A 25,870-nucleotide genomic window follows, 5' to 3' on the forward strand; every position below is an offset into this window, starting at 1 on the left:
CAGGCAGCGAGGTGAGTAGACCATGACCGATGTCGACGACATCACCACTGCCCGAAGGTGGATCATCCTCGGGTGCTCGCTGCTCGCCGCGCTCACCACGACTTGTGTGGTCAGCGGTGTCGCCTACCTGATCCCCACGCTGCACACCGACGCCGGACTCACCCTCACCCAGGCCTCGGCGCTTGCCGCGATCCCGACGGTCGGACTGATGGCGGCGACGATCCCGTGGGGAATCCTGTTGGACCGCTACGGCGAACGACGGATCCTCCTGCTGTCGCTGTCGATCTCGCTCGCCGGCGCGACCGGGGCGACCGTCGCCGCGTCAGCCGATGCGTCCTATGCCGTCGTGGGTGCCGCGCTCTTCGTGGGCGGTCTCGGCTCGGGGGCGGCGAACGGGGCCAGCGGTCGCATCGTCGTCGGCTGGTTTCCCGCACACCAGCGTGGGACTGCGATGGGCATCCGGCAGATGGCACAACCGCTGGGGATCGGCGTCTGCGCTCTCACCATGCCGGTTGTCGCAGCGAGTTCGGGACCCGCTGCGGCACTGGCGATCCCAGCCGTGGTGACTGCTGCAGGACTCGTCGCGGTGGTCGTCGGCATCACCGATCCGCCGCGTCGGCCGGCTCCCGCGTCGACGGTCGGCAACCCTCCCCCGCGCACGAATCCCTACCGCGACAACTCTTTCCTCGCACGCATCCACATCGTCAGCATGCTGCTGGTCATCCCCCAGTCCATGCTGTGGACCTTCGTACCGACCTGGCTGATCGTCGCGCACGGGTGGTCACCGGCCGGCGCCGGAACCCTGATCACCGTGACCCAGATCATCGGTGCACTGGGCCGGATCGTCGCCGGACGGTGGTCGGACGCCTGGATGTCGCGGATGCGACCGGTCCGCGTGATCGCGGTGGCCGGTGTCGCCGCCATGTCCGCGCTCGCGATCGCCGACTGGTTCGACAGCCCACTCGCGCCCGCGCTCATGGCGGTGGCGAGTGTCATCTCGGTGGCCGACAACGGCTTGGCGTTCACCGCCATAGCCGAGTACGTCGGACCGGAATGGAGCGGACGCGGACTCGCCGTGCAGAACACCGGACAGTATCTGGTGACCGCGGCGACCACACCGCTTCTCGGAGCACTCATCGCGACCGTCGGTTTCCCGATCGCCTTTGCCGCGACCGCCCTGGCACCGCTTATCGCGACGCCCCTGGTCCCGCGCGACCGGATGCGGGCAGCCGATGAGCTGGTCGACGTGTAACCCCACCAACGGGCGAACCCGCCACCGAATCGGTGGCGGGTTCGTCCCTTGCTGGTGAATCTGCCTGCGAATCAGAGCCGTTCGCGGATACGCGCACCGATCTCGGAGGTGCTGAACGTACCGCTGCGCTCGGCGAGGTCGTCGGCGACGGCCTTCTCGATCCGGGCGGCGGCGTCGTCGTCGCCGAGATGCTGGAGCAGGAGCGCGACCGACAGGATCGCGGCCGTCGGATCGGCCTTGCCCTGCCCGGCGATGTCGGGTGCCGAGCCGTGCACCGGCTCGAACATCGACGGGTTGGCGCCGGTGGCGTCGATGTTGCCCGACGCGGCCAGCCCGATACCACCGCTCACCGCGGCGGCGATGTCGGTGATGATGTCGCCGAACAGGTTGTCGGTGACGATCACGTCGAAGCGGCCGGGGTCGGTGACCAGGTAGATGGTCGCCGCGTCCACGTGGCAGTAGTCGGTGGTGACGTCGGGGAACTCGGCACCCACCTCCTCGACCGCGCGACTCCACATCGACCCGGCGAAGGTCAACACGTTGGTCTTGTGGACCAGCGTCAGCTTCTTGCGACGCTGCTGGGCACGCTGAAATGCGTTGCGCACGACGCGTTCCACACCGAACCGGGTGTTGACGCTGACCTCGGTGGCGACCTCGTTCGGGGTTCCGACACGAATCGCGCCACCGTTGCCGGTGTAGGGCCCCTCGGTCCCCTCCCGAACGACCACGAAGTCGATGTCGGGGTCGCCCGCGAGGGGCGAGGAGACACCGGGGAAGCGGCGCGACGGCCGCAGGTTGACGTGGTGGTCGAGTGCGAATCGCATCGTCAGGAGCAGACCGCGCTCCAGCACGCCCGACGGTACGGACGGATCGCCGATGGCGCCCAACAGGATCGCGTCGTGACGACGAAGCGACTCGAGGTCGTCCTCGGTGAGCAGCTCGCCGTTGCGGTGGTAGCGGCGCGCGCCGAGGTCGAACTCGGTAGTGCTCACCGACGGTACGATCGAGTCGAGGACGCCCAGCGCCTCGCCGATGACCTCGGGACCGATGCCGTCGCCGGCGATGACTGCGAGTTTCATGCGAGGTCGACCTGTTCGATGAGGGTTGCGCTGACCGCGTCACCGATCGCGGCGACGACCTCGTCGTCGAGGACGCTGCTCACGCGCAGCATCATGGTCGCGCCGCCGCCCTCGGCGTCCTGCGACAAACCGGCCGCCAGGATGTCGATGCCGGCGTTCCCGAGCAGCGTTCCGATCTTGCCGAGGGAACCCGGCTGGTCGGCGTAGCTGACGATGAGGTTGTGCCCTTCGGCACGCAGGTCGAAGTTGCGGCCGTTGATGTTGACGATCTTCTCCACCAGGCGCGGACCCGACAGGGTGCCCGAGACATTGTGGGTCGAGCCGTCGGCGAACACGGCCTTCACGTCGACCACGCTGCGGTGGTTGGGACTCTCCGGCGCGGTGGTGACCTCGCTGGTCACGCCGCGTCCCTCGGCGACCGCGGGGGCGTTGACGAAGGTGACCGGCTCGTCGAGCACTGCGGAGAACAGGCCGCGCAGCGCGGACAGGCCGAGCACGTCGACGTTGTTCGCGGCGAGTTCACCCCGTACGTCGACGACGATGGAGGTCGGCGGCTCCTTGCTGATGGCCCCGACGAGCACGCCCGCCTTGCGAGCGACCTCGAGCCACGGTGCGACCTCTTCGTCGACGGCGCCCCCGGTGATGTTGACGGCGTCGGGGACGAAGTGACCGGCCAGCGCCAGCCGGACGCTCTTGGCGACGTCGGTGCCCGCGCGATCCTGCGCCTCGCTGGTCGATGCGCCGAGGTGGGGCGTCACGACGACCTGCGGCAGCTCGAAGAGCGGCGAGTCGGTGCAGGGCTCGGTGGCGAAGACGTCCAGGCCGGCCGCGCGGACCTGACCGGAGTTGATCGCGTCGGCCAGTGCCTGCTCGTCGATGAGACCACCGCGGGCGGCGTTGACGATGACGACGCCCTTCTTGGTCCGGGCGAGCTGCTCGGCGCCGATGAGGCCCAGGGTCTCCGGGGTCTTCGGCAGGTGGACGGTGATGAAGTCGGCGCGCTCGAGGAGTTCGTCGAGGCTGACGAGCTCGATCCCGAGCTGGGCCGCACGAGCCGGCGACACGTAGGGGTCGTAGGCGATGATGTGGGTTTCGAAAGCGGCCAGCCGCGCGGCCACCAGCTGGCCGATGCGGCCGAGTCCGACGACACCGACCGTCTTGTCGAAGATCTCGACGCCGTTGAACGACGAACGCTTCCAGGTCTTCTCGCGCAAGGTGGCGTCCGCGGCCGGGATCTGGCGCGACGCGGCCATCAGCAGCGCGACGGCGTGTTCGGCCGCGGTGTGGATGTTCGAGGTCGGGGCGTTGACGACCATGACGCCGCGCTCGGTCGCGGCAGGCACGTCGACGTTGTCCAGACCGACACCCGCCCGGGCGATGATCTTCAGCTTCTTGCCCGCGTCGAGGACCTCGGCGTCCACGGTCGTCGCGGAGCGGACCAGGATGGCGTCGGCGTCGACGACCGCCTCGAGCAGCTTGGGACGATCCGGGCCGTCGACCCATCGCACCTCGACACCGTCACCGAGTGCTTCCACGGTGGACGGCGCCAGCTTGTCGGCGATGAGTACAACCGGGCGGCCAGCAGAGCTCACAGTCATTTCTCCAGGTTCGGGGAGTGCGGTTTCACGAACGTCGGTATGGAGTGTCGGTGACGACTCCGTACGACAGCTTAAAGGTGTGGTAGGTGCCGTCGAGCATGCGGTCTACCCCGAAACGAGAGCCCTGTCCCCCGGCACGAGTAGAGTGTGACGCGCATTACGGCAAACTCGCGCGGCGCATCACAGAACTGTTGCAAACCGACCGCGGCTCGATCCCACGCCGCCGTGCGCGCGTGGGGCGCCCGGTACGGTGTGCTTGCCGCCCATCGCGAAGTTCCCGACGGGCGGCAATGCCCGTGATCGAGAACTGGTTGACCCGAGAAGTGGAGTGCGGATGACGAAGAAGCTGACAGTACTGTTGGCGGTTTTGGCTGCGACGGTGCTGGCCGGCTGGGGAGGGGGCGTCGCGGTCGCCGCACCGGCGAAGATCTTCATGGGAGGCGGGTCCGGGATCCTGGTGCTCAAGGGCGGCAACTCGGCCGCGGCCTGCACCCTGACCACCATCGGCCGCTCGAAGACCAACAAGCTCATCGGCGTCACCGCGGGACACTGTGGCACTCCCGGCCAGAAGGTCTACTCCGAGACGTTCCAGGACCGCGGCCAGGCAGGCACCATCACCTACACTGCGCCGGATCTCGACATGGCGATCATCGAACTCGACGCCTCGCGAGTCGTGCCGCTGCGCACGGTCCGCGGCGTGACGATCCGCTCGGTCGACCAGGCGCCGCTCGCCTTCCCGACCATCGCCTGCAAAGAAGGCCGGACCACCGGCAACACCTGCGGCATCGCCTGGTTCTCCGACGGCGACGTGCACGTCAGCCAGATGTGCGTCATCGAAGGTGACTCCGGTAGCCCCGTGGTCGTCGGCGACCGGCTGGTGGGCATGGTGAACGCCTACTACTTCCTCGGTTGCCTCGGCCCCGAGACCGGCACCAACATCCAGCCGATCCTGAAGCGGATCGCTTCGCTCGACGCGTACAAGGGATTCCGGGTCGCCTGACGACTCTGGGTCCCACCCCCACCGACGCCCCGGATGGTTTCCCTCCGGGGCGTCGTCGTGTGCGGGGTGACGTGCGCAGTGAGGCGCCGGGACGACTGCTCGGGCCGAGCACGACCCGGGTGGTCAGCCGGCTTCGGTCACCGGGTGACCCCGAGCCAGTCCTCGATCGCCCGGGTGACCGCTGCCGTCGCTTCCAGAGGTGCGAGATGTCCGACACCGTCGAGGATCACGGGGTCGCGGCGGTCGGGCAGGAGGTCTCGTAGCTGCGTGGCCTGCTCGACGGGAATCCACGGATCGTCGGCGCCCCAGCCGATTCGCGTCGGGCACCGGACCTCCGACAGGCGTTCCGCGACAGGTCTCGTGTGCTCCGGCCGCAAGGCCGCGATCTGACGATAGAACCCGGCTTTGCCGGCCCCGCCGAGCCACGGACGGGTCAGCGCGTCGAGGTCAAAGTCCGTCAGGCGATGCCGCGCGGCACCGGCGATGTACTCGCGCACCAACGCCGCGTGCAAGGGGTCGGGAAGTTGCTCGAAGACCTCGGTGTTGTCGGCGACCAGTCGGAAGAAGGGCGACCCCCACGGATCGAGAGTCACGATGTCCCAGAGGAACAACGACGCGTACTCGCGACCGTGGAGCAGATGCGCGCCCAGTGCCACCGCGCCCCCGATGTCATGTGCGATCACGTGCGGCCGCGTCAGACCCCACTGTGACTGCAGCACAGCGAATCTCGACATCTGGGTCGCCAGATCCACCGGTGCGTCCGTGACCATCGACTGCCCGTATCCAGGCATGTCCCACAGGAAGACCCGGCGACCGAGGCCGATCTGTTGCGCCACGCCGGCCCACACGTACGCCGACCACGGGGTCCCGTGGCACATCACCACATCGATGTCGGTGTGCCCCGCCGGCTCGAGAACATATGTCGCAACACGCTCCCCGTCGACGTCGACATAGACCGGCGGCGGCAGAACGATCCCTTGGCTGTCCACCAGGTCGACACTAAACCCGTCGAGCCGAACCCACCCTTTTTCGGTATTTCCTCACCCCGCGACCCCGGTGGGTTTACCGAAAAGGGGTGGGTGTGCGGCGACGCAAGCGGGTCCGCACCACATCGGTGCGGACCCGCTGTCGGCGCTGCGTTCAGCGCAAACCGCTGCGACTCAGGCGGTCTCGGTGATCGGACGATCAACCCAGCTCATCAGGTCGCGCAGCTTCTTGCCGGTGACCTCGATCGGGTGCTCGGCGTTCTCCTTGCGCAGGCCCTCGAGCTCCTTGTTGCCGCCCTCGACGTTGGCGACGAGGCGCTTGACGAAGGTGCCGTCCTGGATGTCGGTGAGGATGCCGCGCATGCGCTCCTTGGTGTCGGCGTCGATGACCCGCGGGCCCGACACGTAACCGCCGAACTCGGCGGTGTCCGAGACCGAGTAGTTCATGCGCGCGATGCCGCCCTCGTACATGAGGTCGACGATCAGCTTGAGCTCGTGCAGCACCTCGAAGTAGGCCATCTCGGGGGCGTAACCCGCCTCGACCATCACCTCGAAGCCGGTCTTGACCAATTCCTCGGTGCCGCCGCACAGCACCGCCTGCTCGCCGAAGAGGTCGGTCTCGGTCTCTTCCTTGAACGTGGTCTTGATGATTCCGGCACGACCACCGCCGATGGCGCTGGCGTAGCTCAGCGCAAGCGCCTGGCCCTCGCCCTTGGGGTCCTGGTGGACGGCGATGAGCGCGGGAACGCCCTTGCCGTCGACGAACTGGCGGCGCACGAGGTGGCCGGGGCCCTTCGGGGCCACCATCGCGACGGTCACGTTCTCCGGCGCCTTGATGAGGCCGAAGTGGATGTTGAGACCGTGGCCGAAGAACAGCGCGTTGCCGTCCTGCAGGTTCGGCTCGATGTCCTCGGTGAAGATCTTCGCCTGCGAGGTGTCGGGCGCCAGCACCATGATGACGTCGGCCCAGGCGGCGGCCTCGGATGCGGTGAGCACCTTGAGGCCCTGCTCCTCGGCCTTGGCCTTCGACTTGGAGCCCTCACGCAGACCGATCACGACGTCGACGCCGGAATCGCGCAGCGACAGCGAATGCGCATGGCCCTGGCTGCCGTAGCCGATCACCGCGACCTTGCGACCCTGGATGATCGACAGATCCGCGTCGTCGTCGTAGAACAGTTCGATGGCCACTATGTTTCCCTTCGATATGTGGTGTCCCTGGCGGATTCTGAAGAATCCGTCGGGATTCGTAATTCCCTTGTCGCTCCTCGCCGATGCTCAGATGAGCGCGACGACAGCGGGATTCTCTGTCAGCGGTTGGCCGACATGCTCTTCGGTCCCCGACCGAGGGTCACCGCGCCCGATTGCGCGATCTCCCGGATTCCATACGGATCGAGCATCCGCAGAAGTGCTTCGAGTTTTTCCGACGTGCCGGTGGCCTCGATCGTCAGCGACTCGGGCGAGACGTCGATCACCTTGGCGCGGAACAGGTTCACCACCTCGATGACCTCGGTGCGCACCGTCGAATCCGACCGCACCTTGACCATCATCAGCTCGCGCGAGACCGAGCTCGCCGGGTCCTGCTCGACGATCTTGATCACGTTGATCAACTTGTTGAGCTGCTTGGTGACCTGCTCGAGGGGGAAGTCCTCCACCGAGACCATGATGGTCATCCGCGAGATGCCCTTGAGCTCGGTGGGGCCCACGGCGAGTGACTCGATGTTGAATCCGCGCCTCGAGAACAGCGCCGAGATCCGCGCGAGGACGCCGGGTCGGTCTTCGACCAGGACACTGAGGGTATGGGTGGTGCTCACTGCTCGTCCTTCTGGTTTGCGCGATCGGCCGGCGCGTTGTCGACCGTTTGATGGCCATCCATCGCCTGGTGGATCTCCACCGGACCCGACGCCGACTCGTCGTCGTCGAACAGCGGCCGGATGTCGCGGGCGGCCATGATCTCGTCGTTGCCGGTGCCGGCGGCGACCATCGGCCACACCTGGGCGTCCTTGCCGACGATGAAGTCGATGACCACCGGGCGGTCGTTGATCTCCCGCGCCTTCGCGATCACCTCGTCGACGTCCTCCTCGCGCTCGACGCGGAAGGCCACGCAGCCCAGCGCCTCCGAGAGCTTGACGAAGTCCGGGATCATCCGCGAGTGCGTCGACAGATCGGTGTTCGAGTAACGCTCGTCGTAGAACAGCGTCTGCCACTGACGGACCATGCCCAGGTTGCCGTTGTTGATCAGCGCCACCTTGATCGGGATGCCCTCGATCGCGCAGGTGGCTAGTTCCTGGTTGGTCATCTGAAAACAGCCGTCACCGTCGATCGCCCAGACCTCGGCGTCGGGGTCGGCGGCCTTGGCGCCCATGGCGGCGGGCACCGCGTAGCCCATCGTGCCCAGACCACCGGAGTTGAGCCAGGTGCGCGGCTTCTCGTAGGAGATGAACTGTGCGGCCCACATCTGGTGCTGGCCGACACCTGCGCAGTACACCGCGTCCGGACCGGCGGCCTTGCCGAGGGCCTGGATGACGAACTCCGGCGACATCGAGCCGTCGGTCTGACGGTCGTAGCTCAGCGGATAGGTCCGACGCAGTTTGTCGAGGTAGGACCACCACTGCGAGATGTCGGGAGTCGAGCCGCTGGTCGCCCGCTCCTCGCGCAGCGCCTCGGTGAGCTCGGCGATGACCGCCTTGCAGTCACCGACGATCGGCACGTCGACGGGCCGGTTCTTGCCGATCTCGGCGGGGTCGATGTCGGCATGGATGACCTTGGCGTTCGGCGCGAACGATGACAACTGTCCGGTGACCCGGTCGTCGAAGCGTGCTCCGAGGGTGATCAGCAGGTCGCTGCGCTGCAGGCCCGCGACCGCCGCCACCGTGCCGTGCATGCCGGGCATGCCCAGGTGCAGCTGGTGGCTGTCGGGGAACGCGCCGCGTGCCATCAGCGTGGTGACCACCGGGATGCCGGTCAGCTCGGCCAGTTCCAGCAGCTCGGCCGACGCGTTCGCCTTGATGACACCGCCGCCGACGTAGAGCACCGGCGACTTCGCGGCGTTGATCATGCGCGCCGCCTCGCGAACCTGCTTGCCGTGCGGCTTGGTCACCGGGCGGTAACCGGGCAGGTCGATCTGCGGCGGCCAGGAGAACGTGGTCTGCGCCTGCAAGATGTCTTTGGGGATGTCGACCAGGACCGCGCCGGGACGACCGCTCTCGGCGATGTGGAACGCCTCGGCGATGGTCTTCGGGATGTCGATCGCCCGGCTGACCAGGAAGTTGTGCTTGGTGACGGGCATCGTGATACCCGAGATGTCGGCTTCCTGGAACGCATCGGTGCCGATGAGCGCGCGACCGACCTGGCCGGTGATCGCGACGACCGGCACCGAGTCCATCTGGGCGTCGGCCAGCGGGGTCACCAGGTTGGTGGCACCGGGACCGGAGGTGGCCATCATGACGCCGGCGCGTCCGGCGACCTGGGCGTACCCGGTCGCGGCGTGACCTGCGCCCTGCTCGTGACGGACGAGGACGTGGCGGACCTTCTGCGAGTCCAGCAGTGGGTCGTAGACCGGCAGCACCGCGCCACCCGGAATGCCGAAGACGACCTCGACACCGAGCTCCTCGAGGGAACGAACCACAGACTGGGCGCCGCTGACACGCTCGGGAGCAACGGTGTGCTGGGTTACCGCACGGAGGTTGCCCGCCGCCGGAGACTGCTGCCGCAGTCCTGCGTTGCGCGTCGGCTCGTTGCGGCCGGCGTCGGTGCGTGCTGTTGGTGCGCTCACTGCACGATCCTCATCTTGGTTGTGGAATCCGATATCCGTGATGGAAGTACCTGGCATGAAAAAACCCCCGACAGCTTCCGCTGTTCGAGGGTGGCGCGTCGATGCCGGTTTGGGGTCTGCGAGGTGACCGGTCAGGCGAAGACGCGCCAGCCGATTACTACGAGGATCCCGTTCTGCATCACGCGTTCACGGTAGGACTGTGTTCGGTTCCGAGTCAAACTCCGGACCACGCCGTCTCACCATCTGGGAAAACACTGGTCGAGTCGGTTGTCTGCGCACCTCGATTTCGGTCCGGCGCGACGAACCCGTCGGCGAGGGACCTCGGGGCCGGTTGGCACAATGGAACGGTGCCGACTGATTCCACCGACCCCGTAGACCCGAAGACCAGCGCGACCCCTGCCGACGACGACGTCGCATTCGACTATCCGGTGACGTTCCGTATCAACCGGACCGCGTACTTCACGGTCCCGATGGCCGCTCTGGTGGTCGTGCTCCTGGTCGGCGCCTCCCCGTGGTTTGCCTTCGCCCTGATCGTCCCGGTCCTGGTCTGGCTGTGGATTCGCCGGTTGCGGACCGTGGTCACCGAGAACGGACTCACCTCGGTGCGGATGTTCTCGACCACCGAGATCGCCTGGTCCGACATCGCCGGACTGCAGTTCCCGAAGTGGAGTTCGGTGCGTGCGGTCCTCACAGATGGCAGTCGAGTTCGTCTGCCGGCCATCGGTTTCCGCGATCTTCCCGCGTTGTCGCTCGTCAGTGGTGGCCGCATTCCGGACCCCTTCGAGGCGGCCCGCTCTGCCGAGTAGTCACGGTCTCCTCGTTTCTGGCACGGATCCGACTCCGCTCGGTCTCAGAGGCCTCCACCTGCCGGCAATAGAGTGCGGCCGTGGAGCACACCCGAACATTCGACGCCGGTGAACTCGACGAACTGATCTCGGCAGGTCGCCTCGCAGACGTCGGGACGACGCTGTCCGCGATGCCCGCGGGCGACATCGCCGCCCTGCTCGACCGGCTCCCCCACAAGTCCCGTGGCGTCGCGTTCCGTCTGCTGGCCAAGGACCTCGCGGTGGAGGTGTTCGACGATCTGTCGGCCGGCTCGCAGCGCCGCCTCATCGACGATCTGGGCACCGCGGACGTGGCCGCCGCCTTCGACCACCTCGACCCCGACGATCGCGCCGAGTTGCTGGACGAGTTGCCCGCGGGAGTCGCCAAGTCGCTGATCCAGCAGCTCACCCCGGCCGAACGCGACATGACCGCGGTGGTTCTCGGCTACCCGCGCGGTTCGGTGGGGCGTCGGATGAGTCCCGAGTTCGTCCACGCCCGAGAGGACGAACCGGCCGGCGACGCGTTGGCCCGCGTGCGAGAACGCGGACACGCCGCGGAGACGATCTACACGGTGCCCGTCCTCGACGGCGCTCGCTCGCTGTGCGGTGTGGTCAGCCTGCGCGACCTCCTCCTGGCCGACCCGGCCCAACCCGTCCACGACCTGATGAACAAGCCGATGTTCGCTCATGCCGAGGATGACGCCGAGGCCACCGCGCAGAGGTGTGTGGACCGGGGAATCCTCGCCATGCCCGTCGTCGACAGCGACAGCCGCCTGGTCGGCGTCCTGACCATCGACGATGCCGTCGACGTCGTCGAGCAGGCCCGGGACACCGACGAGGCCCGTGCGGGCGCGCGTGAACCCCTCCGCGACCCGTACCTGTTCTCGTCCATCCTGTCGATCACGCGCGCCCGGATCGTGTGGCTGTTCGTGCTCGCGGTGTCGGCGATCCTCACCGTCAACGTGCTGGAGATCTTCGAGGGCACCCTCGAGCAGCGGGTCGCGCTGGCACTGTTCATCCCGCTGCTCACCGGGATCGGCGGGAACACCGGTTCGCAGGCGGCGACGACCGTGACCCGCGCACTCGCCACCGACGAGGTCGCCCCGCGCGACGTCGCCCGCGTCGCCGCCAAGGAGGTCCGCGTCGGACTGACCATGGGCGCGCTACTCGGACTCGCCGGGTTCACCGTCGCCGCACTCGTCTACGGCCTCGAGATCGGTGTGGTGATCGGCCTGACGATCCTGTCGGTGTGCACCCTGGCCGCGACCGTGGGCGGCGTGATGCCGCTGATCGCGAAGTCGATCCGCGTCGACCCCGCGGTGTTCTCCACGCCGTTCATCTCGACGTTCTGCGACGCCACCGGCCTTCTCCTCTACTTCTCGATCGCCAAGACGGTGCTGGGGATCTGACCCCGACCGAGGACTGCACCGGCGCGGCCCGGCCCGCACGCCCGAATGGTTTTGTTACCCATCGTCGCAGCGGAGTAGCCTGCTTCTCGGTGCTCCCTCACGCCCACCCTCAGCGAGGCGGCGCCCGTCAACACAGTTCGCCCGGGCCACAGCCCGTGGGAACACACCCGGGGTCGCGGTGTTGAGCCGAAGAGTCCGGCGCCGGTCCGTCACCGCACGTCCGATCGCGCCGGGCCCGCCTGAGCCACACGATCGATTCGAGGAACCCATGCCTGCTCTGAGGTCACGTACCACCACCGTCGGCCGCGAAGCCGCCGGCGCCCGCTCCCTGTGGCGCGCCACCGGGATGACCGACGACGACTTCGGCAAGCCGATCGTGGCCATCGCCAACTCCTACACCCAGTTCGTGCCGGGGCATGTGCATCTGAAGGACGTCGGCGACATCGTGGCCGAGGCCGTGCGGGCCGCCGGTGGCGTGCCGCGGGAGTTCCACACCATCGCCGTCGACGACGGCATCGCGATGGGTCACGGCGGCATGCTCTACTCGCTGCCCAGTCGCGAGATCATCGCCGACTCGGTCGAATACATGGTCAACGCCCACACCGCGGACGCGCTGGTGTGTATCTCCAACTGCGACAAGATCACTCCCGGGATGCTCAACGCCGCGATGCGCCTGAACATCCCGACGGTGTTCGTCTCCGGCGGGCCGATGGAAGCCGGCAAGGCAGTCGTCGTCGGCGATGTCGCACATCCGTCGTCGGACCTGATCACCACGATCTCGGCGTCGGCGAACAGTGCTGTCGACGACGCCGGACTCGACGAGGTCGAGCGGTCGGCGTGCCCCACGTGCGGTTCGTGCTCGGGCATGTTCACGGCCAACTCGATGAACTGTCTGACCGAGGCGCTGGGACTCGCGCTGCCCGGCAACGGCTCGACGCTGGCCACCCACGAGGCCCGCCGCGCCCTGTTCGCGCGCGCGGGCACGGTCGTCGTCGATGCGGCGACACGTTGGTATCGCGACGACGACGCATCGGTGCTGCCGCGGAACATCGCCACGCCGACCGCGTTTCGCAACGCAATGGCCCTCGACGTCGCGATGGGCGGTTCGACCAACACCGTGCTGCACATCCTCGCCGCCGCGCAGGAGGGGGAGGTCGTCGATTTCGACCTCGGGGTCATCGACGAGATCAGCCGCAACGTGCCGTGTCTGTCGAAGGTCTCGCCGAATTCGGACTACCACATGGAGGACGTCCACCGGGCCGGCGGAATCCCGGCGATCCTCGGGGAACTGCGCCGCGCGGGCCTGCTCGACGACACCGCGTCGACCGTGCACACCCCGACCATGGCCCAGGCGCTCGACGACTGGGACATCCGCGGCGGCAAGGCGATCGCCGAGGCCGTCGAACTCTTCCACGCCGCACCGGGCGGCGTCCGCACCACCACTCCGTTCTCGACGTCGAACCGGTGGAGTTCGCTCGACACCGATGCCTCGGGCGGTTGCATCCGCGACCTCGAGCACGCCTACACCGTCGAGGGCGGTCTGTGCGTGCTGCGCGGCAACCTCGCCCCCGACGGCGCTGTCCTGAAGACGGCGGGCATCGACGAGGACCTGTGGCACTTCGAGGGTCCGGCCCGTGTCGTCGAGAGCCAGGAAGACGCCGTCCAGGTCATCCTCTCCAAGACCATCCAGGCCGGCGAGGTCCTCGTCGTGCGGTACGAGGGTCCCGCGGGCGGCCCCGGCATGCAGGAGATGCTGCATCCGACAGCCTTCATGAAGGGCACCGGGATGGGCAAGAAGTGCGCGCTCATCACCGACGGCCGGTTCTCCGGCGGATCGTCGGGCCTGTCGGTCGGTCACATGTCCCCCGAAGCCGCGTCGGGTGGTGCCATCGGACTCGTCGAGGACGGCGACCCGATCGTCATCGACGTCAAGACCCGCCGCCTCGAGGTCCTGGTCGACGACGAGGTGCTCGCCGAGCGGCGCGCCAAGATGGAGGCCTCCGAACGGCCATGGCAGCCGAAGGATCGTCAGCGCACGGTGACCACCGCACTGCGCGCGTACGCCAAGCTCGCGACGTCTGCCGACCGCGGCGCGGTGCGTCAGGTCGACTGACTACTCAGCACAGAGTGCGGGGACGTATCGGATTCCGATACGTCCCCGCGTTCTGTGTCGGTGCCGACTCAGATGAGCGGGTTGCTCCCGTTGGCCAGGACCCAGACGGCGACAGCTGCCGCCACGCCGACGATGAGCCAGAGGAACGAGCCGACGAACGGCCGTCGCGCCCAACCCCGTGGATAGTCGAGTGAGTACAGACCCGGGCCGGTCAGGATGACGACCGCCGCGGCCACCGCGAGGAAGAGCTCGAACTCGACCCCGCCGGCGGCGGCGAAGAACGAGAAGCCATCGGCCATCGACATCTTGTAGGCCGCGGCGACGAGCATGGTGCCGAGGATCGCCGACGCCCCGATCGGGGTCAGCAGCCCGAGGATCACCATCAGTCCACCGATCGTCTCCGACAGCGCACCGACGATGGCGAGGATCTGGGCGTAGTCGGCGGTGAAGCCGGCGTCGACGAGCATGGACTCGAAGCCGCTCAACCGCGGACCGTTCCACAACCCGAAGAGCTTCTGCAGGCCGTGCGCACCGACCAGGCCGCCGAGCGCAACACGCAACAGCAGCAAACCCAGGTCGATGGTGCCGCGCCGCGATTTCGCGAGCGCGTCCTCGAGGTCGTCGTCGGCCCCGGCACCGCGCCGATCATCGGTGTCGTCGTCGGTTCGGCGCCGCCCGAACCGACGACGACCGCGCGGCTCGTCGTCAAGTACTTCGGTGTCGGACGCGGCGTCGTGCGCTCGGGCGCGGGAGATCAGATCGTCGTCGTCATCGACGAAGTCGTAGCGCGCGGTGCCGACCGGCGGCAGGGCGGGCTCCGGGGTGGTGACCGCGTCGTCGGCGGTCTGCACGCGCGCGGGGCCGGGCTGTTTGGCGAACTGTACGGTCTCGAAGTCGTCATCGGCCGGTACACCCGTTCCGGCGCCGGGCCCCGCGGTCGTCGCGGCCGGTCGCGTCGGCGCCGGACCGGACCGAGGAGCCGCGGCCGGACCAGCGGCGACCGAACGGGTCTCGACGTCGCCGGGATCGAGGTCGTCGAGATCGTCCACCCGGGAGTAGGGGGCCGGCGACCGCCGGGCGTGCCGGTTGTAGAAGTCGTCGCGGTCGGTCACCGCGGGTGGCGTCGGCGGGCCGGCGTCGGGACGCGAACTGCCCGCCCCGGGTCCCGTGCCGGGTGCGCCGGTCGCGCCGCCCGGGACCGGGATCTGTCCGGTCGGTTCGTCGTAGGGGCTCGTCGCCGGTGTGTCGCGCTCGCTGGTGCCCGACGTGTCGCGTTCGCTCACACGCCCGACTCTAGAGGCTCGCGGACTGCGGTCACCGGACCCCGACGGGGTGAGTCGGGGCACCACGCTCGGGGCACCGTCACCCGGAGCACCATTACTGTGGACGCCATGTGGAAGGGGCGCCCGACGGGCACGCGCGACGATGCCCGGACGAGTTCAGCCGCGACGGCGGACCGCCGGGTGTGGGCCCGGTGGCGAGTGCTGGTGACGGTGCTGACGGCGGTCGTGGTGCTGGTCGGCGGCTGCGCGGACTTCAGCGCCCAGGACAATCAACGCGAGGCGGGTGCGTTCAGCCCGAACAACCGGCCGAGCGGCCAGCCCAAGCCGACGCCACCGCCGGAGACCCCGCGCGAGACGCAACCGCCACCGACCGGCCCGTGCGTCGACCCCGACCCCGCGGTGATCGCGACGTGCCTCGCGTCCACCGGCGGTGTGATGCCCGGCGACGAGCAGGGCGAGGTCACCGTCGTCGCCGAACGCACGACCGGCAAGATCATCACGACCAAACGCTACGGTCCTGCCCGGACCCTGGGAGAGACGCCGGTCGATGCGTCCGGTGACGGCGGTCTGATCGATTTCGCCTACTCCCCCACCTATTCTCAGGACCGGTTGATCTACGCCTACATCACGACCCCGTCGGACAACCGCATCGTCCGCCTGGCACCGGGAGACGTGCCCAAGCCGATCCTGACCGGCATCCCCAAGGGCGCCACCGGGAACATGGGCGCGATGTACTTCCGGTCCCCGACCGAACTCGTCGTCGCCACCGGCAATGCCGGGAATCCCGCGGCCGCGGACGATCCGTCGTCCCTCGCGGGCAAGGTACTGCTGGTGACCTCGTTCACCTCTGGCGACGGCCCGCGGCCGGCGATCCTCGCATCCGGCTTCGGGTCGTCGGTGGCGTTGTGTCCCAACGCTTCCACCGGGACGGTCTACGTCGCCGACCAGACGGCCACCGAGGATCGCGTGCAGGTGCTCGAAGAAGGCGGACCCAAGGTGCTGTGGACGTGGCCGGACCGGCCGCAGATCGCGGGTTGCGGGGTCGCCGGGGGCAGCATCTTCGTCTCGACGACACGCACCCAGCGCATCGAGGCCATCAACGAGCCCACTCGCGAGGAGCCGACGATCACCGCTCCGGCCGTCGTGCTCGACCGGCGGTACGGTGCCCTCGGCCGGATGGCCGCGCTCCCCAACGGGCTGCTGCAGGTGGCGACCGTCAACAAGGAGGTGGGTTCAGCGAAGCCCACCGACGATCGCGTGTTCCGCTTCCTGCCCTCCGGCGGTGGCAACGACCGGACGTGACCGGGACGCGCCCTTCAAGGCTCGTCGACCTCGACGCGCTCCTTCGTCGCTTGCTCGGCCCGGCGGCGTGCGCTCCCCGCACCTCAGTAACTGCGGCCGGGCGGCCGTCGTGGATCGTGAAAGAACACTCTTGAGCGTCCACATCTCTGCTCCCTGAGGTGCGAGTTAAGCGAGCCACGAAGGGCTCCGCAACCTGTCTCACCAGGCCCTTCGTGGCTCGTCGCTGGCGCTCCTCGCACCTCAGGGAGCAATGGTTATGTCGTCTTTCGGATCAGGGAGCAGAGGGGCTGCGCCCTCAGGAACAGGCCGCGATGACGAGTTCTTTGACGCGGGCCGGGTCTGCTTGTCCGCGAGTCGCTTTCATGACGTCTCCGACGATCTTGCCGGCGGCCTGGACCTTCCCGCCGCGGATCTTGTCGGCGATGTCGGGGTTGGCGGCGAGCGCGTCGTCGACCGCCTTCTGGAGCGCGGAATCGTCCCGAACCACCTCGAGGCCGCGGTCGGCAACGATCTGAGCGGGCTCACCCTCACCGTCGAGGACGGCGGTCGCGACCTGCTGCGCCAGCTTGGTCGTGAGTCTGCCCTCGTCGACCAGCCCGATGATCTCGGCGACCTGCGCCGGCGTGATGGACAGGTCGGCGAGTTCGACTCCGCGAGAATTGGCCTGCTGCGCAAGGAAGGACACCCACCAGCCGCGCGCCGCCTCGGGTGCTGCCCCGGCGTCGACGGTGGCGATGATGAGATCGACCGCGCCGACGTTGACGAGGTCACGCATGACCTCGTCGGAGACTCCCCAGTCCTCCTGGATGCGGGCGCGACGTAGCCACGGCAGCTCGGGCAGGTTCGCCCGCAACTCCTCGATCCACGCCGAATCCGGCTGCACCGGAGGCAGATCCGGCTCCGGGAAGTAGCGGTAGTCCTCGGCGGTCTCCTTGCGGCGCCCGGCCGACGTGGTGCCGTCGGTCTCGTGGAAGTGCCGCGTCTCCTGGACGATCTCGCCGCCGGCCTCCAGGATGGCGGCCTGACGGCGCATCTCGTAGCGAACCGCCACCTCGACGCTCTTGAGCGAGTTGACGTTCTTGGTCTCGGTGCGCGTACCGAATTCGGTGGCGTCCTTCGTCTTCAGCGACAGGTTCACATCGCAGCGCATCGACCCCTGGTCCATACGCACGTCCGACACGTCCAGCGACTTGAGCAGGTCGCGCAGCGCCGACACGTAGGCCCGGGCGACCTCGGGCGCGCGTTCCCCCGCGCCCTCGATGGGCCGCGTCACGATCTCGACGAGCGGCACGCCCGCGCGGTTGTAGTCGAGCAGCGAATGACTCGCGCCGTGGATTCGACCCGTCGAGCCGCCGATGTGCAGCGACTTGCCGGTGTCCTCCTCCATGTGGGCGCGCTCGATCTCGACCCGCCAGGTGGTGCCGTCGCCGAGCACGACGTCGAGGAAACCGTCGTAGGCGATCGGCTCGTCGTACTGCGAGATCTGGTAGTTCTTCGGCTGATCCGGGTAGAAGTAGTTCTTCCGCGCGAAGACGCTCGACGGCCGGATGGAGCAGTTCAGCGCGAGGCCGATGCGGATCGCGGACTCGATGGCCTTGGCGTTGGCGACCGGGAGCGAACCCGGCAGTCCGATACACACCGGGCACACCTGGGTGTTCGGGTCGGCGCCGAACTCGGTGGGGCACCCGCAGAACATCTTGGTCGCGGTGCCCAGCTCGACGTGCACCTCGAGACCCATCACCGGATCGAATGCGGCAAGCACCTCGTCGTAGTCCAACAGGTCGACGGCTGCGGAAGTCATAGCGGCCAGTTTATGCGGCGATATCCCAGGGGCACGTTCAGGGTGATCACCGATGCCGGGAGCCGGACCCGCTCGTAGCGTGGATGTCACCGGCGAACGACGCCGGACCACAATCCACACAGGAGGACGAGATGACCACCCCGCAACCCGCCTACAGCGGCCCCCGCCTGATGCGTTCGCGCAGCAACTCGTGGCTGGGCGGTGTCTGCGGTGGTATCGCGCAACGTTGGGGCTGGGATCCGACGCTCATCCGCGTGCTGTTCATCCTGTCGATGCTGCTGCCCGGACCCCAGGTCCTGATCTACCTGGCGCTCTGGATCATCATCCCGCGCGAGCCGGCCGCGACGGTCACCCCGGTGGCCTGACGGCCCGGAGTCGCTCAGCCGAAGATGACCCGAATCTCCTTGTACTGATCCAACGGCACCGTCTTCAGTTCACCGAGTGCCTCGTCGAAGGTGATCCGGGCGATGTCGGTGCCGTGAAGCGCGACCATCTGCCCCCAGCCCTTCTCGGCGACGAGGTCGGCGGTCGCCATCCCCATGCGGGTCGCGAGCACCCGGTCGTAGGCCGACGGCACGCCGCCGCGCTGGATGTGGCCGAGGATGGTGGCCCGGGTCTCGATCCCGGTCCGCTCCTCGATGAGCGGGGCGAGCACCTCGGCCACACCACCGAGTCGGGGGCGGTTGAAACCGTCGAGGCCTTTGGTGGAGTACGCCTCCTTCATCTCCGGGAGCTTGAACCCCTCGGCGACGACGACCATCGGCGAACGCCCGCGCGACTTGACGCTGGTGACCCAGGCACAGATCTGGTCGAGACTCTCGGGGTTCTCCGGGATCAGGATGACGTGGGCGCCGCCGGCGATCCCGGAGTGCAGGGCGATCCAGCCGGCATGGCGACCCATGACCTCGAGGACCATGCACCGTTTGTGCGAGTTGCCGGTGGTGCGGAGGCGGTCGATGGCCTCGGTCGCGATCTCCACCGCGGTGTTGAACCCGAAGGTGTAGTCGGTGGCGGCGATGTCGTTGTCGATGGTCTTGGGAACCCCGACGATGTTGATGCCGTCGTCGAACAACCGCTTCGACGCCGCCGCCGTGCCCTCGCCGCCGATCGCGATCACGCCGTCGATCTCGAGGTTCTTCAACACCTTCTTGATGTTCTCGGGACCGCCGTCGGGTTCGGAGTAGGGACCGAACCGGCTCGTGCCGAGAATGGTGCCGCCCTGGTTCGACAGGCCGCGGACCGTCGACCGGTTCAATTCGACGATGTCGCCGTAGACCAGTCCGGCCCAGCCGTCCCGGAAGCCGACGAACTCGTGGCCGTACACGGTCTCACCCTTGAGCACTGCGCCGCGGATGACCGCGTTCAGTCCGGGGCAGTCTCCCCCGGACGTCAGAATGCCGAACCTCTTGGCCACTGGTGAGACCACCCTCCCTGTCGTCATCGGTCAACCTGCCCGAGCAACCCCAATCTAGTGCCCCGGCGAGCCCGGCGCTGGTCGCGAAATCACTTGATGCCGTTCTCGTAGGCGAACACGACGGCCTGAGCTCGATCCCGGAGCCGGAGCTTGTTCAGGAGACTGCTCACATGGGTCTTCACCGTCTGCTCGGTCACGAACAGGTCCGCGCCGATCTCGGCGTTGGACTTGCCGTCGGACACCAGTTCGAGCACCTCGCGCTCCCGCGGGGTGAGCGTGTCGAGCTTCTGATCCCGCGCCGGCCGCCGGCGCCTGGCGGTGACCTCGGTGATCAGCCGCCGTGTGATCGACGGTGCCAGCAACGCCTCACCCGCGGCCACGACGCGGACCGCTCGCACCAGCTCATCGGCGGGCGCATCCTTCAGCAAGAATCCCGATGCCCCTATGCGCAGCGCCTCGTACACGTAGTCGTCGATGTCGAAGGTCGTCAGCATCAACACGCGCGTGGGCGGTTCGGCAGACGACGCGAGGATCTGCTCCGCGGCCCACAGTCCGTCCTTGCGCGGCATCCGCACATCCATCAGCACGACGTCGGGACGCACCCGACGACACACCTCGACGGCCTCGACCCCGTCGGCGGCATCGCCGAGGACCGAGAGGTCGGGTTGCGCGGCGAGCAGCGCCGAAAAGCCCTGACGCACCATGGCCTGGTCATCTGCGATGACTACGGTGATCGGCACGCCGTCACGCTACCGTCGTCGCGACGACGGCTCACCGGAACCCGTGGCGGTCACGATCGGCTCGGGCACGACGACGTCCCGGCGCGGCGTCGCCGGGATGCGAGCCCGCACCGAAAATCCGCCGGTCGGGGTCGGCGCGGCGACCAGCGAACCACCCACCGCCTGAGCGCGATCGATCATCCCGGGGATACCCACCCCGCTCCCGCCGATCTGCAGCGGTTCAGCGGTCGCGGCCGTGTTGACCACGGCGACGTCGACGAGATCATCGTCCCCGCGCCTCACCTCGACGTCCACGCGCCCGCCGGGGGCGTGCCGGGTGGCATTGGCCAGCGACTCCTGCACGATCCGATAGATCACCAGGGCGGCCGATTCACCGACCTCGTCGGCGTCGATGGCCAGGTCCAGCACGACCTCGGCACCCGCGCGGCGTGTCTCGGTGACCAGCGAATCGAGTTCGGCCAGGCCGGGATTGGGTGCCGCCGAAGCATCCGCACCCTCGACGCGCAGGACCCCGAGCAACTGTCGGACCTCGTCGAGGGACGTACGTGCCGCCTCGGCGATGGCGTCGAATTCCGCTGCGGCAGAAGGGCTCACATCCGGCAGGCGATATCTGGCGGTCTGTGACATCACCACCACCATCGACATCCGGTGAGCGACCACATCGTGCAGGTCCCGGGCGATGCGCGCCCGCTCCTGGAGTACGGCCGCCTCGGCTTCGGCGGCCTCGGTCTGCTCGGTGCGCACCGCCAACTGCCGGCGCGAAGCCATCAGTCCGCGCAGCAACGCGACCACGACCGCGAGCACCGAGATCCCGAAGACCCACCCGACGCGCGCGGTCGGTTGCACGGCGAAGGCGATGACGATCGACGTCGAGACCCAGACCACCGGAATCCATCGCAGCGGGCACTTGAGGAAAGCCATGAACGTGAGGACCAGCAGTTCGATCAGGTGGGTGACCTGGATCGTCAGCTCCCACCCGCCCCGGGTCGGGACGATGATGCCGATGAGTTGGGCGGAGACCACCGAGATCGCCCACCCCAGCAACGGGGCCGACCACGCGAGGGCGATCGGCAGGGCCGCGAAGGCAGCGACCACGGGTAGCACGAACACCGGCATCGAGTGGGTGATCGGGAGCGTCGGCCACGCAACCGAGTACATGACCAGCGCCACGAACAGGAAGAACCAGTTGAGGCGCGACGAGAAGTAGTGCCGCACCGCGGGGTCCTGGGCAACCGGTGCGGTCGACGCCCATTCCAGTGAGGACGCCCCCACCGCGCGGAGCTTCTTGCGGTATCCGAACATGCCCTCACCCTAGGCTCGCCGACCGCTCGAAGACCTCATACTTCCGAGGGAGACGACCCGATACCGTCGTAGCGTTTCGGCGCCGACGAACCGGCCTGGGGACGACCGCGGCCGGTCCCGCGGAGCGATGTGCCGGCCGAATCCGGACTCATAGCGTCGATGCTCATGACCGGATCAGAGAACATCCGAAAGCTTCCGTCGGACAACGTCTTACACCAGCACCGCGATCTCTCCGCAACCACTCGCCGACGACGGTCGCGGTGGTGGGCGGCGATGCTCACCCTGGCCGTACTCGTCACCGGCCAGTGGGTCTCGACCGCACACGCCGTCGCAGGCCCGCTCCTCGCAGCACCGAGCCCGGCGGTGACGGCGCCGGCGGCCGATGCGACCAATCCCTACGCGGCCGTGGTCGTCGCCCTCGTGGGACCGCACCCGGCCACCGCACTGGCGTCCCTTCCGCCGTCCTTCGTCGTGGCGCAGGGGTACTCCCCGCGGATCGTCGACGGATACCCGATCGACCCGGATGGGGACTGCTCGTCGCCGGTTCCGTTGCCACCGCACTTCACCCCGCTGTGCCGCACCCACGATCTCGGCTACGACCTGTTGCGGGCGGCGCAGCGAAACGGCAAACCGCTCGGCGCCTGGGCCCGGATCGCGCTGGACCGCATGCTGATCGACCGGATGTACGCCTCCTGCCGGACAGCTGCCTGCACGACTGCCACGCATGGCGCTCGGATCGGGTTGGCGTGGAACACGTGGCGGCAGTACGGCGGTCCCCCGGCCCGGGGCGAGTCGTTGTCGGCCTTGGTCCGCACGACCGTCGAGCGTGCCCTGGTCGATCCCGACGAGCGCGAGGTGCGGCGATGACGAAGTACCGAGACGCCCGTTGCCTGCGTGACGGCCCGTTCCGATCGTGGCCGCATCCCGCGATCAGTGTCGCGGTGACCCTCGGTTACCTCATGGCGGTCTATCCGGGCACTCTGCCCCGGGACGCGACGACGACCGCGATCGTGACCGCGTCATTCGGCGCGCTGGGTGCGATCATCGGGATGATCGCCGCCCGGCGCAGTCGGCGACAGCCGGACGACCAGGCACGGCGCGTCGTGTTCGGCTCCTGCCTGGTGATCCTCGGATGCGCGGTCGGCGTGGCGGTCTGGTGGCAGAACCTCATCCGTGCGGCGGTCGATGTCGCACCCGTCGGGCCCGGATGGGTGGCGGCGGCCACGATCCCGCCCGCCGTCCTCGTCCTGGCGATCGTCGCCGTCCCGCGTAGCTGCGCTCTGCTCGCGGCCGGCGCAGTCGCCCTCACGGCGGGACTGCTGGCACCCGCCGACGCCGGCGCCGACGAACAGCCGGTGCCGGCGTCGTCGACGACGGTGGCGACGCATTCGGACGTCCTGGCCCGCGGGGAGCTGAACACCGATGGATTCGACCGCGCCGCTGCACAACTCGTGCGGACGTGGACGCGTTCGGGCGGACTGTCGACGCGGGCGGTCGTGGTCGCGGTGCCGACCGGATCGGGATGGATCGACCCGGCAGCGGTCGACGGTTTCGAGAGCCGGTTCGCCGGCGACGTCCGGGTTCTCGCACTCCCCTACGACGACGTGCCGTCGTGGCAGGCCTTCGTGTCCGACCGCTCCCGATCGGCGGACTCCGCGATCGCGGTGGTGTCGGCACTGGCGGCCGTCCTCGACGGTGTTCCCGACCGCGAACGTCCGCGGGTGATCCTCTACGGGCAGAGTCTCGGTGCCGTGGGCGCCGACGCCGCCCGGGTATGGCTGGAGAACGAGCGCCCCGCTCTGCTCGACGAGACCGTGCTGGTCGCGCCGCCGGCGGGCACCGTCGCTCCGGATTCCCGCACCTCGCGAACGGTTCTCGCCAATTCCAGCGACCCCGTCGTGCGCTGGTCACCCGCCGGACTGTGGAGGCCGCACCGCGCGACCGAGGACACCCACATCCGCGGTCCGCGGGTCCCGTCGGCGCCGTGGCTACCCGTGGTCAGTTTCGTACAGACGAGCATCGACCTTCTCGGCGCACTCGACGGTGCGGCCGGGGTCGGCCACCGGTATGGGTCGGAACAGTCCGGACCGCCGCAGCCGATGCGGAACTGACGGCCCGCGGCGGCGTGCACCGAAGACGGCACGCCGCCCGGGTCGTCAGACGATCGGCCCCCGAGCCGCTTCGTACGACGCTCCCACGCGGTACAGCCGGTCGTCGGCCAGGGCGGGCGCCATGATCTGGAGCCCGACGGGCATGCCGTCGTCGACCGACAGCCCCGACGGCACCGACATCGATCCGATGCCGGCGAGGTTCACCGGCAGCGTGCACAGGTCGAACAGGTACATCGCGAGTGGGTCGTCGACCTTCTCCCGATCGGGAACGCGGTGGTCGGCGTGGTCGGCGAGATGAGCACGTCGACCTTCTCGAAGGCGGTGGCGAAGTCACGCGCGATCAGGGTGCGCACCTTCTGCGCCTGACCGTAGTAGGCGTCGTAGTAGCCCGAGGACAACGCGTAGGTCCCGATCATGATGCGGCGCTTGACCTCTGGACCGAATCCCTGCTCCCGGGACAGAGCCATGACCTCATCGGCCGAATGCGAGCCGTCGTCGCCGACCCGCAGTCCGTAGCGCATCGCGTCGAACCGCGCGAGGTTCGACGACACCTCCGACGGGAGGATGAGGTAATAGGCGCCCAGCGCGTAGGTGAAGTGCGGGCAGCTGACCTCGACCACCTCGGCGCCGCGCTCCTCGAGGAGCTTGACGGCCTGGTGGAAGGAGTCGAGCACGCCGGACTGGTAACCCTCGCCCTGCAGTTCGGTGACGACACCGATCCGGACGCCGGCGAGATCCCGCTCGGCCCCTTCGCGGGCCGCCGAGACGACGTCGGGCACCGGCACATCGATCGAGGTCGAGTCCCGCGGGTCGTGCCCGGCGATGATCTCGTGCAGCATCGCGGTGTCGAGGACGGTACGGCCACACGGGCCGCCCTGGTCGAGCGACGAGGCGCACGCCACGAGCCCGTAGCGCGAGACCGTGCCGTACGTGGGCTTGACGCCGACCGTCGCGGTGACCGCGGCCGGCTGCCGGATCGAGCCCCCGGTGTCGGTACCGATCGCCAGCGGGGCCTGGTACGAGGCCAGCGCGGCGGCGCTGCCACCCCCCGAACCACCCGGGATCTTGCTGGGATCCCACGGGTTCCGGGTGAGCTGGTAGGCGGAGTTCTCGGTCGAGCTGCCCATCGCGAACTCGTCCATGTTGGTCTTGCCCAGGATCGGGATGCCCGCGGCGCGCAGGCGTGCGGTGACCGTGGCGTCGTAGGGCGGAACCCAACCCTCGAGGATCTTGGACCCGCACGTGGTCGGTGCGTCGGTGGTGGTGAAGACGTCCTTGAGGGCGATCGGTACACCGGCGAGGGCCGACGGGGCGTCCCCGGCGGCGATCGCGTCGTCGGCGGCTTTCGCGGCGACCAGCGCTTCGGCGCCACTGACGTGGAGGAACGCGCCGAGTCGGTCGTCGATCTCGGCGATACGGTCGAGGTGGGCCTGGGTGACCTCCACCGAGCTGACCTCGCGGGCACCGATCCGGGTGGCGAGTTCGGCGGCGGACAACCCGGTCAGATCACCGTCGGGACGCGGCGCGGCGACATGGGATCCGGGGGCGCTGGAATCGGGACTCACTGCTCTTCTCCCAGGATCTGCGGAACCGCGAAACGGTCCTGCTCGACGGCCGGTGCACCGGACAGCGCGGCGTCGGTCGTCAGCCCCGGGACGACGACATCGGGGCGCAGCACATTCGCCAGTTCGGCCGGGTGGGCCGTGCCGGGCACGTCGTCGGCGGCCACTTCCGACACCGACGCGACGTGGGTCAGGATCGAGTCCAGCTGCTCGGCGTAGACATCGAGTTCGTCCTCGCTCAACGCCAGGCGCGACAGACGCGCCAGATGCGCGACTTCGTTGCGCGATATGGACTTCGGTTCGCCAGCCACCGCAGCGTCCT

At 68.6% G+C, this 25,870-nt stretch carries 21 protein-coding genes and 1 pseudogene; 9 read left to right on the forward strand and 13 right to left on the reverse strand.

The window, feature by feature from the left end:
• Positions 1-22: 22 nt before the first annotated feature.
• Positions 23-1,252, forward strand: a complete 1,230-nt coding sequence (locus QAD21_RS16195) for an MFS transporter (RefSeq protein WP_065632708.1) — start codon at positions 23-25, stop codon at positions 1,250-1,252.
• Positions 1,253-1,323: 71 nt separating this feature from the next.
• Here QAD21_RS16195 and QAD21_RS16200 read toward each other — a convergent pair whose 3' ends face one another.
• Together QAD21_RS16200 and serA are read right to left on the reverse strand one after the other, a co-directional pair.
• Positions 1,324-2,331, reverse strand: coding sequence for a 3-isopropylmalate dehydrogenase (locus QAD21_RS16200; protein WP_165629831.1), 1,008 nt, complete (start codon positions 2,329-2,331; stop codon positions 1,324-1,326).
• A complete protein-coding gene (gene serA, locus QAD21_RS16205) occupies positions 2,328-3,923 on the reverse strand; it encodes a phosphoglycerate dehydrogenase (RefSeq protein ID WP_058252194.1) in 1,596 nt (531 codons plus the stop codon). The genes QAD21_RS16200 and serA overlap by 4 nt, the downstream gene beginning before the upstream one ends.
• Before the next feature lie 340 nt (positions 3,924-4,263).
• Here serA and QAD21_RS16210 point away from each other — a divergent pair, with 340 nt between their 5' ends.
• The gene (locus QAD21_RS16210) at positions 4,264-4,929 is read left to right on the forward strand and encodes a trypsin-like peptidase domain-containing protein (protein ID WP_058252132.1); all 666 of its coding nucleotides are present in this window, start codon (positions 4,264-4,266) and stop codon (positions 4,927-4,929) included.
• A 137-nt stretch (positions 4,930-5,066) separates the two neighbouring features.
• Here the strand turns inward: QAD21_RS16210 and QAD21_RS16215 are convergent, their stop codons facing one another.
• The 4 genes from QAD21_RS16215 to QAD21_RS16230 all read right to left on the reverse strand — a co-directional run bounded on the left by QAD21_RS16215 (position 5,067) and on the right by QAD21_RS16230 (position 9,687).
• Positions 5,067-5,918 (reverse strand): alpha/beta hydrolase, encoded by an 852-nt coding sequence (locus QAD21_RS16215; RefSeq protein WP_205333481.1) that lies wholly within the window; start codon positions 5,916-5,918, stop codon positions 5,067-5,069.
• A 171-nt stretch (positions 5,919-6,089) separates the two neighbouring features.
• A complete protein-coding gene (ilvC, locus tag QAD21_RS16220; protein ID WP_058252140.1) occupies positions 6,090-7,103 on the reverse strand; it encodes a ketol-acid reductoisomerase in 1,014 nt (337 codons plus the stop codon).
• 119 nt (positions 7,104-7,222) lie between these two features.
• The gene (gene ilvN / locus QAD21_RS16225; RefSeq protein ID WP_058252141.1) at positions 7,223-7,726 is read right to left on the reverse strand and encodes an acetolactate synthase small subunit; all 504 of its coding nucleotides are present in this window, start codon (positions 7,724-7,726) and stop codon (positions 7,223-7,225) included.
• Positions 7,723-9,687 carry an acetolactate synthase large subunit gene (locus QAD21_RS16230; protein WP_165629829.1) on the reverse strand — a complete coding sequence of 655 codons (1,965 nt, stop codon included), beginning with the start codon at positions 9,685-9,687 and terminating at the stop codon, positions 7,723-7,725. Before QAD21_RS16230 ends, ilvN begins: the two co-directional genes overlap by 4 nt.
• Positions 9,688-10,034: 347 nt before the next feature.
• Between QAD21_RS16230 and QAD21_RS16235 the strand changes: the two genes are divergently transcribed.
• From QAD21_RS16235 to ilvD, 3 genes are all read left to right on the forward strand, one after another.
• Positions 10,035-10,493, forward strand: a complete 459-nt coding sequence (locus QAD21_RS16235) for a PH domain-containing protein (protein WP_165629828.1) — start codon at positions 10,035-10,037, stop codon at positions 10,491-10,493.
• A gap of 80 nt (positions 10,494-10,573) precedes the next feature.
• A complete protein-coding gene (gene mgtE / locus QAD21_RS16240; RefSeq protein WP_165629827.1) occupies positions 10,574-11,920 on the forward strand; it encodes a magnesium transporter in 1,347 nt (448 codons plus the stop codon).
• Positions 11,921-12,188: 268 nt separating this feature from the next.
• Positions 12,189-14,033 carry a dihydroxy-acid dehydratase gene (gene ilvD / locus QAD21_RS16245; RefSeq protein WP_165629826.1) on the forward strand — a complete coding sequence of 615 codons (1,845 nt, stop codon included), beginning with the start codon at positions 12,189-12,191 and terminating at the stop codon, positions 14,031-14,033.
• A gap of 68 nt (positions 14,034-14,101) precedes the next feature.
• On the opposite strand, the gene QAD21_RS16250 is transcribed toward ilvD, so the two are convergent.
• Positions 14,102-15,316: a DoxX family protein gene (locus tag QAD21_RS16250; protein ID WP_165629825.1), complete on the reverse strand. Its 1,215-nt coding sequence runs from the start codon at positions 15,314-15,316 to the stop codon at positions 14,102-14,104.
• A 198-nt stretch (positions 15,317-15,514) separates the two neighbouring features.
• On the opposite strand from QAD21_RS16250, the gene QAD21_RS16255 reads away from it, so the two are divergent.
• The gene (locus QAD21_RS16255; protein WP_165630809.1) at positions 15,515-16,618 is read left to right on the forward strand and encodes a PQQ-dependent sugar dehydrogenase; all 1,104 of its coding nucleotides are present in this window, start codon (positions 15,515-15,517) and stop codon (positions 16,616-16,618) included.
• Between the two features lie 295 nt (positions 16,619-16,913).
• On the opposite strand, the gene gatB is transcribed toward QAD21_RS16255, so the two are convergent.
• A complete protein-coding gene (gene gatB / locus QAD21_RS16260; RefSeq protein WP_078112932.1) occupies positions 16,914-18,419 on the reverse strand; it encodes an Asp-tRNA(Asn)/Glu-tRNA(Gln) amidotransferase subunit GatB in 1,506 nt (501 codons plus the stop codon).
• Positions 18,420-18,550: 131 nt separating this feature from the next.
• Between gatB and QAD21_RS16265 the strand changes: the two genes are divergently transcribed.
• On the forward strand, positions 18,551-18,784 hold the full coding sequence (locus tag QAD21_RS16265; protein ID WP_058252197.1) for a PspC domain-containing protein: 234 nt from the start codon (positions 18,551-18,553) through the stop codon (positions 18,782-18,784).
• 14 nt (positions 18,785-18,798) lie between these two features.
• Here QAD21_RS16265 and QAD21_RS16270 read toward each other — a convergent pair whose 3' ends face one another.
• From QAD21_RS16270 to QAD21_RS16280, 3 genes are all read right to left on the reverse strand, one after another.
• A complete protein-coding gene (locus tag QAD21_RS16270; protein WP_058252148.1) occupies positions 18,799-19,833 on the reverse strand; it encodes a 6-phosphofructokinase in 1,035 nt (344 codons plus the stop codon).
• 89 nt (positions 19,834-19,922) lie between these two features.
• The gene (locus QAD21_RS16275) at positions 19,923-20,573 is read right to left on the reverse strand and encodes a response regulator transcription factor (protein WP_165629824.1); all 651 of its coding nucleotides are present in this window, start codon (positions 20,571-20,573) and stop codon (positions 19,923-19,925) included.
• Between the two features lie 9 nt (positions 20,574-20,582).
• Positions 20,583-21,875, reverse strand: a complete 1,293-nt coding sequence (locus tag QAD21_RS16280) for a histidine kinase (RefSeq protein ID WP_165629823.1) — start codon at positions 21,873-21,875, stop codon at positions 20,583-20,585.
• A gap of 159 nt (positions 21,876-22,034) precedes the next feature.
• Between QAD21_RS16280 and QAD21_RS16285 the strand changes: the two genes are divergently transcribed.
• On the forward strand, positions 22,035-22,742 hold the full coding sequence (locus QAD21_RS16285) for a hypothetical protein (RefSeq protein ID WP_242697085.1): 708 nt from the start codon (positions 22,035-22,037) through the stop codon (positions 22,740-22,742).
• Entirely contained in the window at positions 22,739-23,986 is a 1,248-nt protein-coding gene (locus QAD21_RS16290; protein ID WP_165629821.1) for an alpha/beta-hydrolase family protein, read from the forward strand. Before QAD21_RS16285 ends, QAD21_RS16290 begins: the two co-directional genes overlap by 4 nt.
• Positions 23,987-24,031: 45 nt before the next feature.
• Here the strand turns inward: QAD21_RS16290 and gatA are convergent.
• Together gatA and gatC are read right to left on the reverse strand one after the other, a co-directional pair.
• Positions 24,032-25,551 (reverse strand): annotated as a pseudogene (gene gatA / locus QAD21_RS16295) (Asp-tRNA(Asn)/Glu-tRNA(Gln) amidotransferase subunit GatA).
• Positions 25,548-25,859: an Asp-tRNA(Asn)/Glu-tRNA(Gln) amidotransferase subunit GatC gene (gene gatC / locus QAD21_RS16300; protein WP_065632687.1), complete on the reverse strand. Its 312-nt coding sequence runs from the start codon at positions 25,857-25,859 to the stop codon at positions 25,548-25,550. The pseudogene gatA and the gene gatC overlap by 4 nt, the downstream one beginning before the upstream one ends.
• Positions 25,860-25,870 lie beyond the last annotated feature (11 nt).

The organism is Gordonia sp. SMJS1, assembly GCF_029866425.1.
GTDB lineage: Bacteria > Actinomycetota > Actinomycetes > Mycobacteriales > Mycobacteriaceae > Gordonia > Gordonia hongkongensis.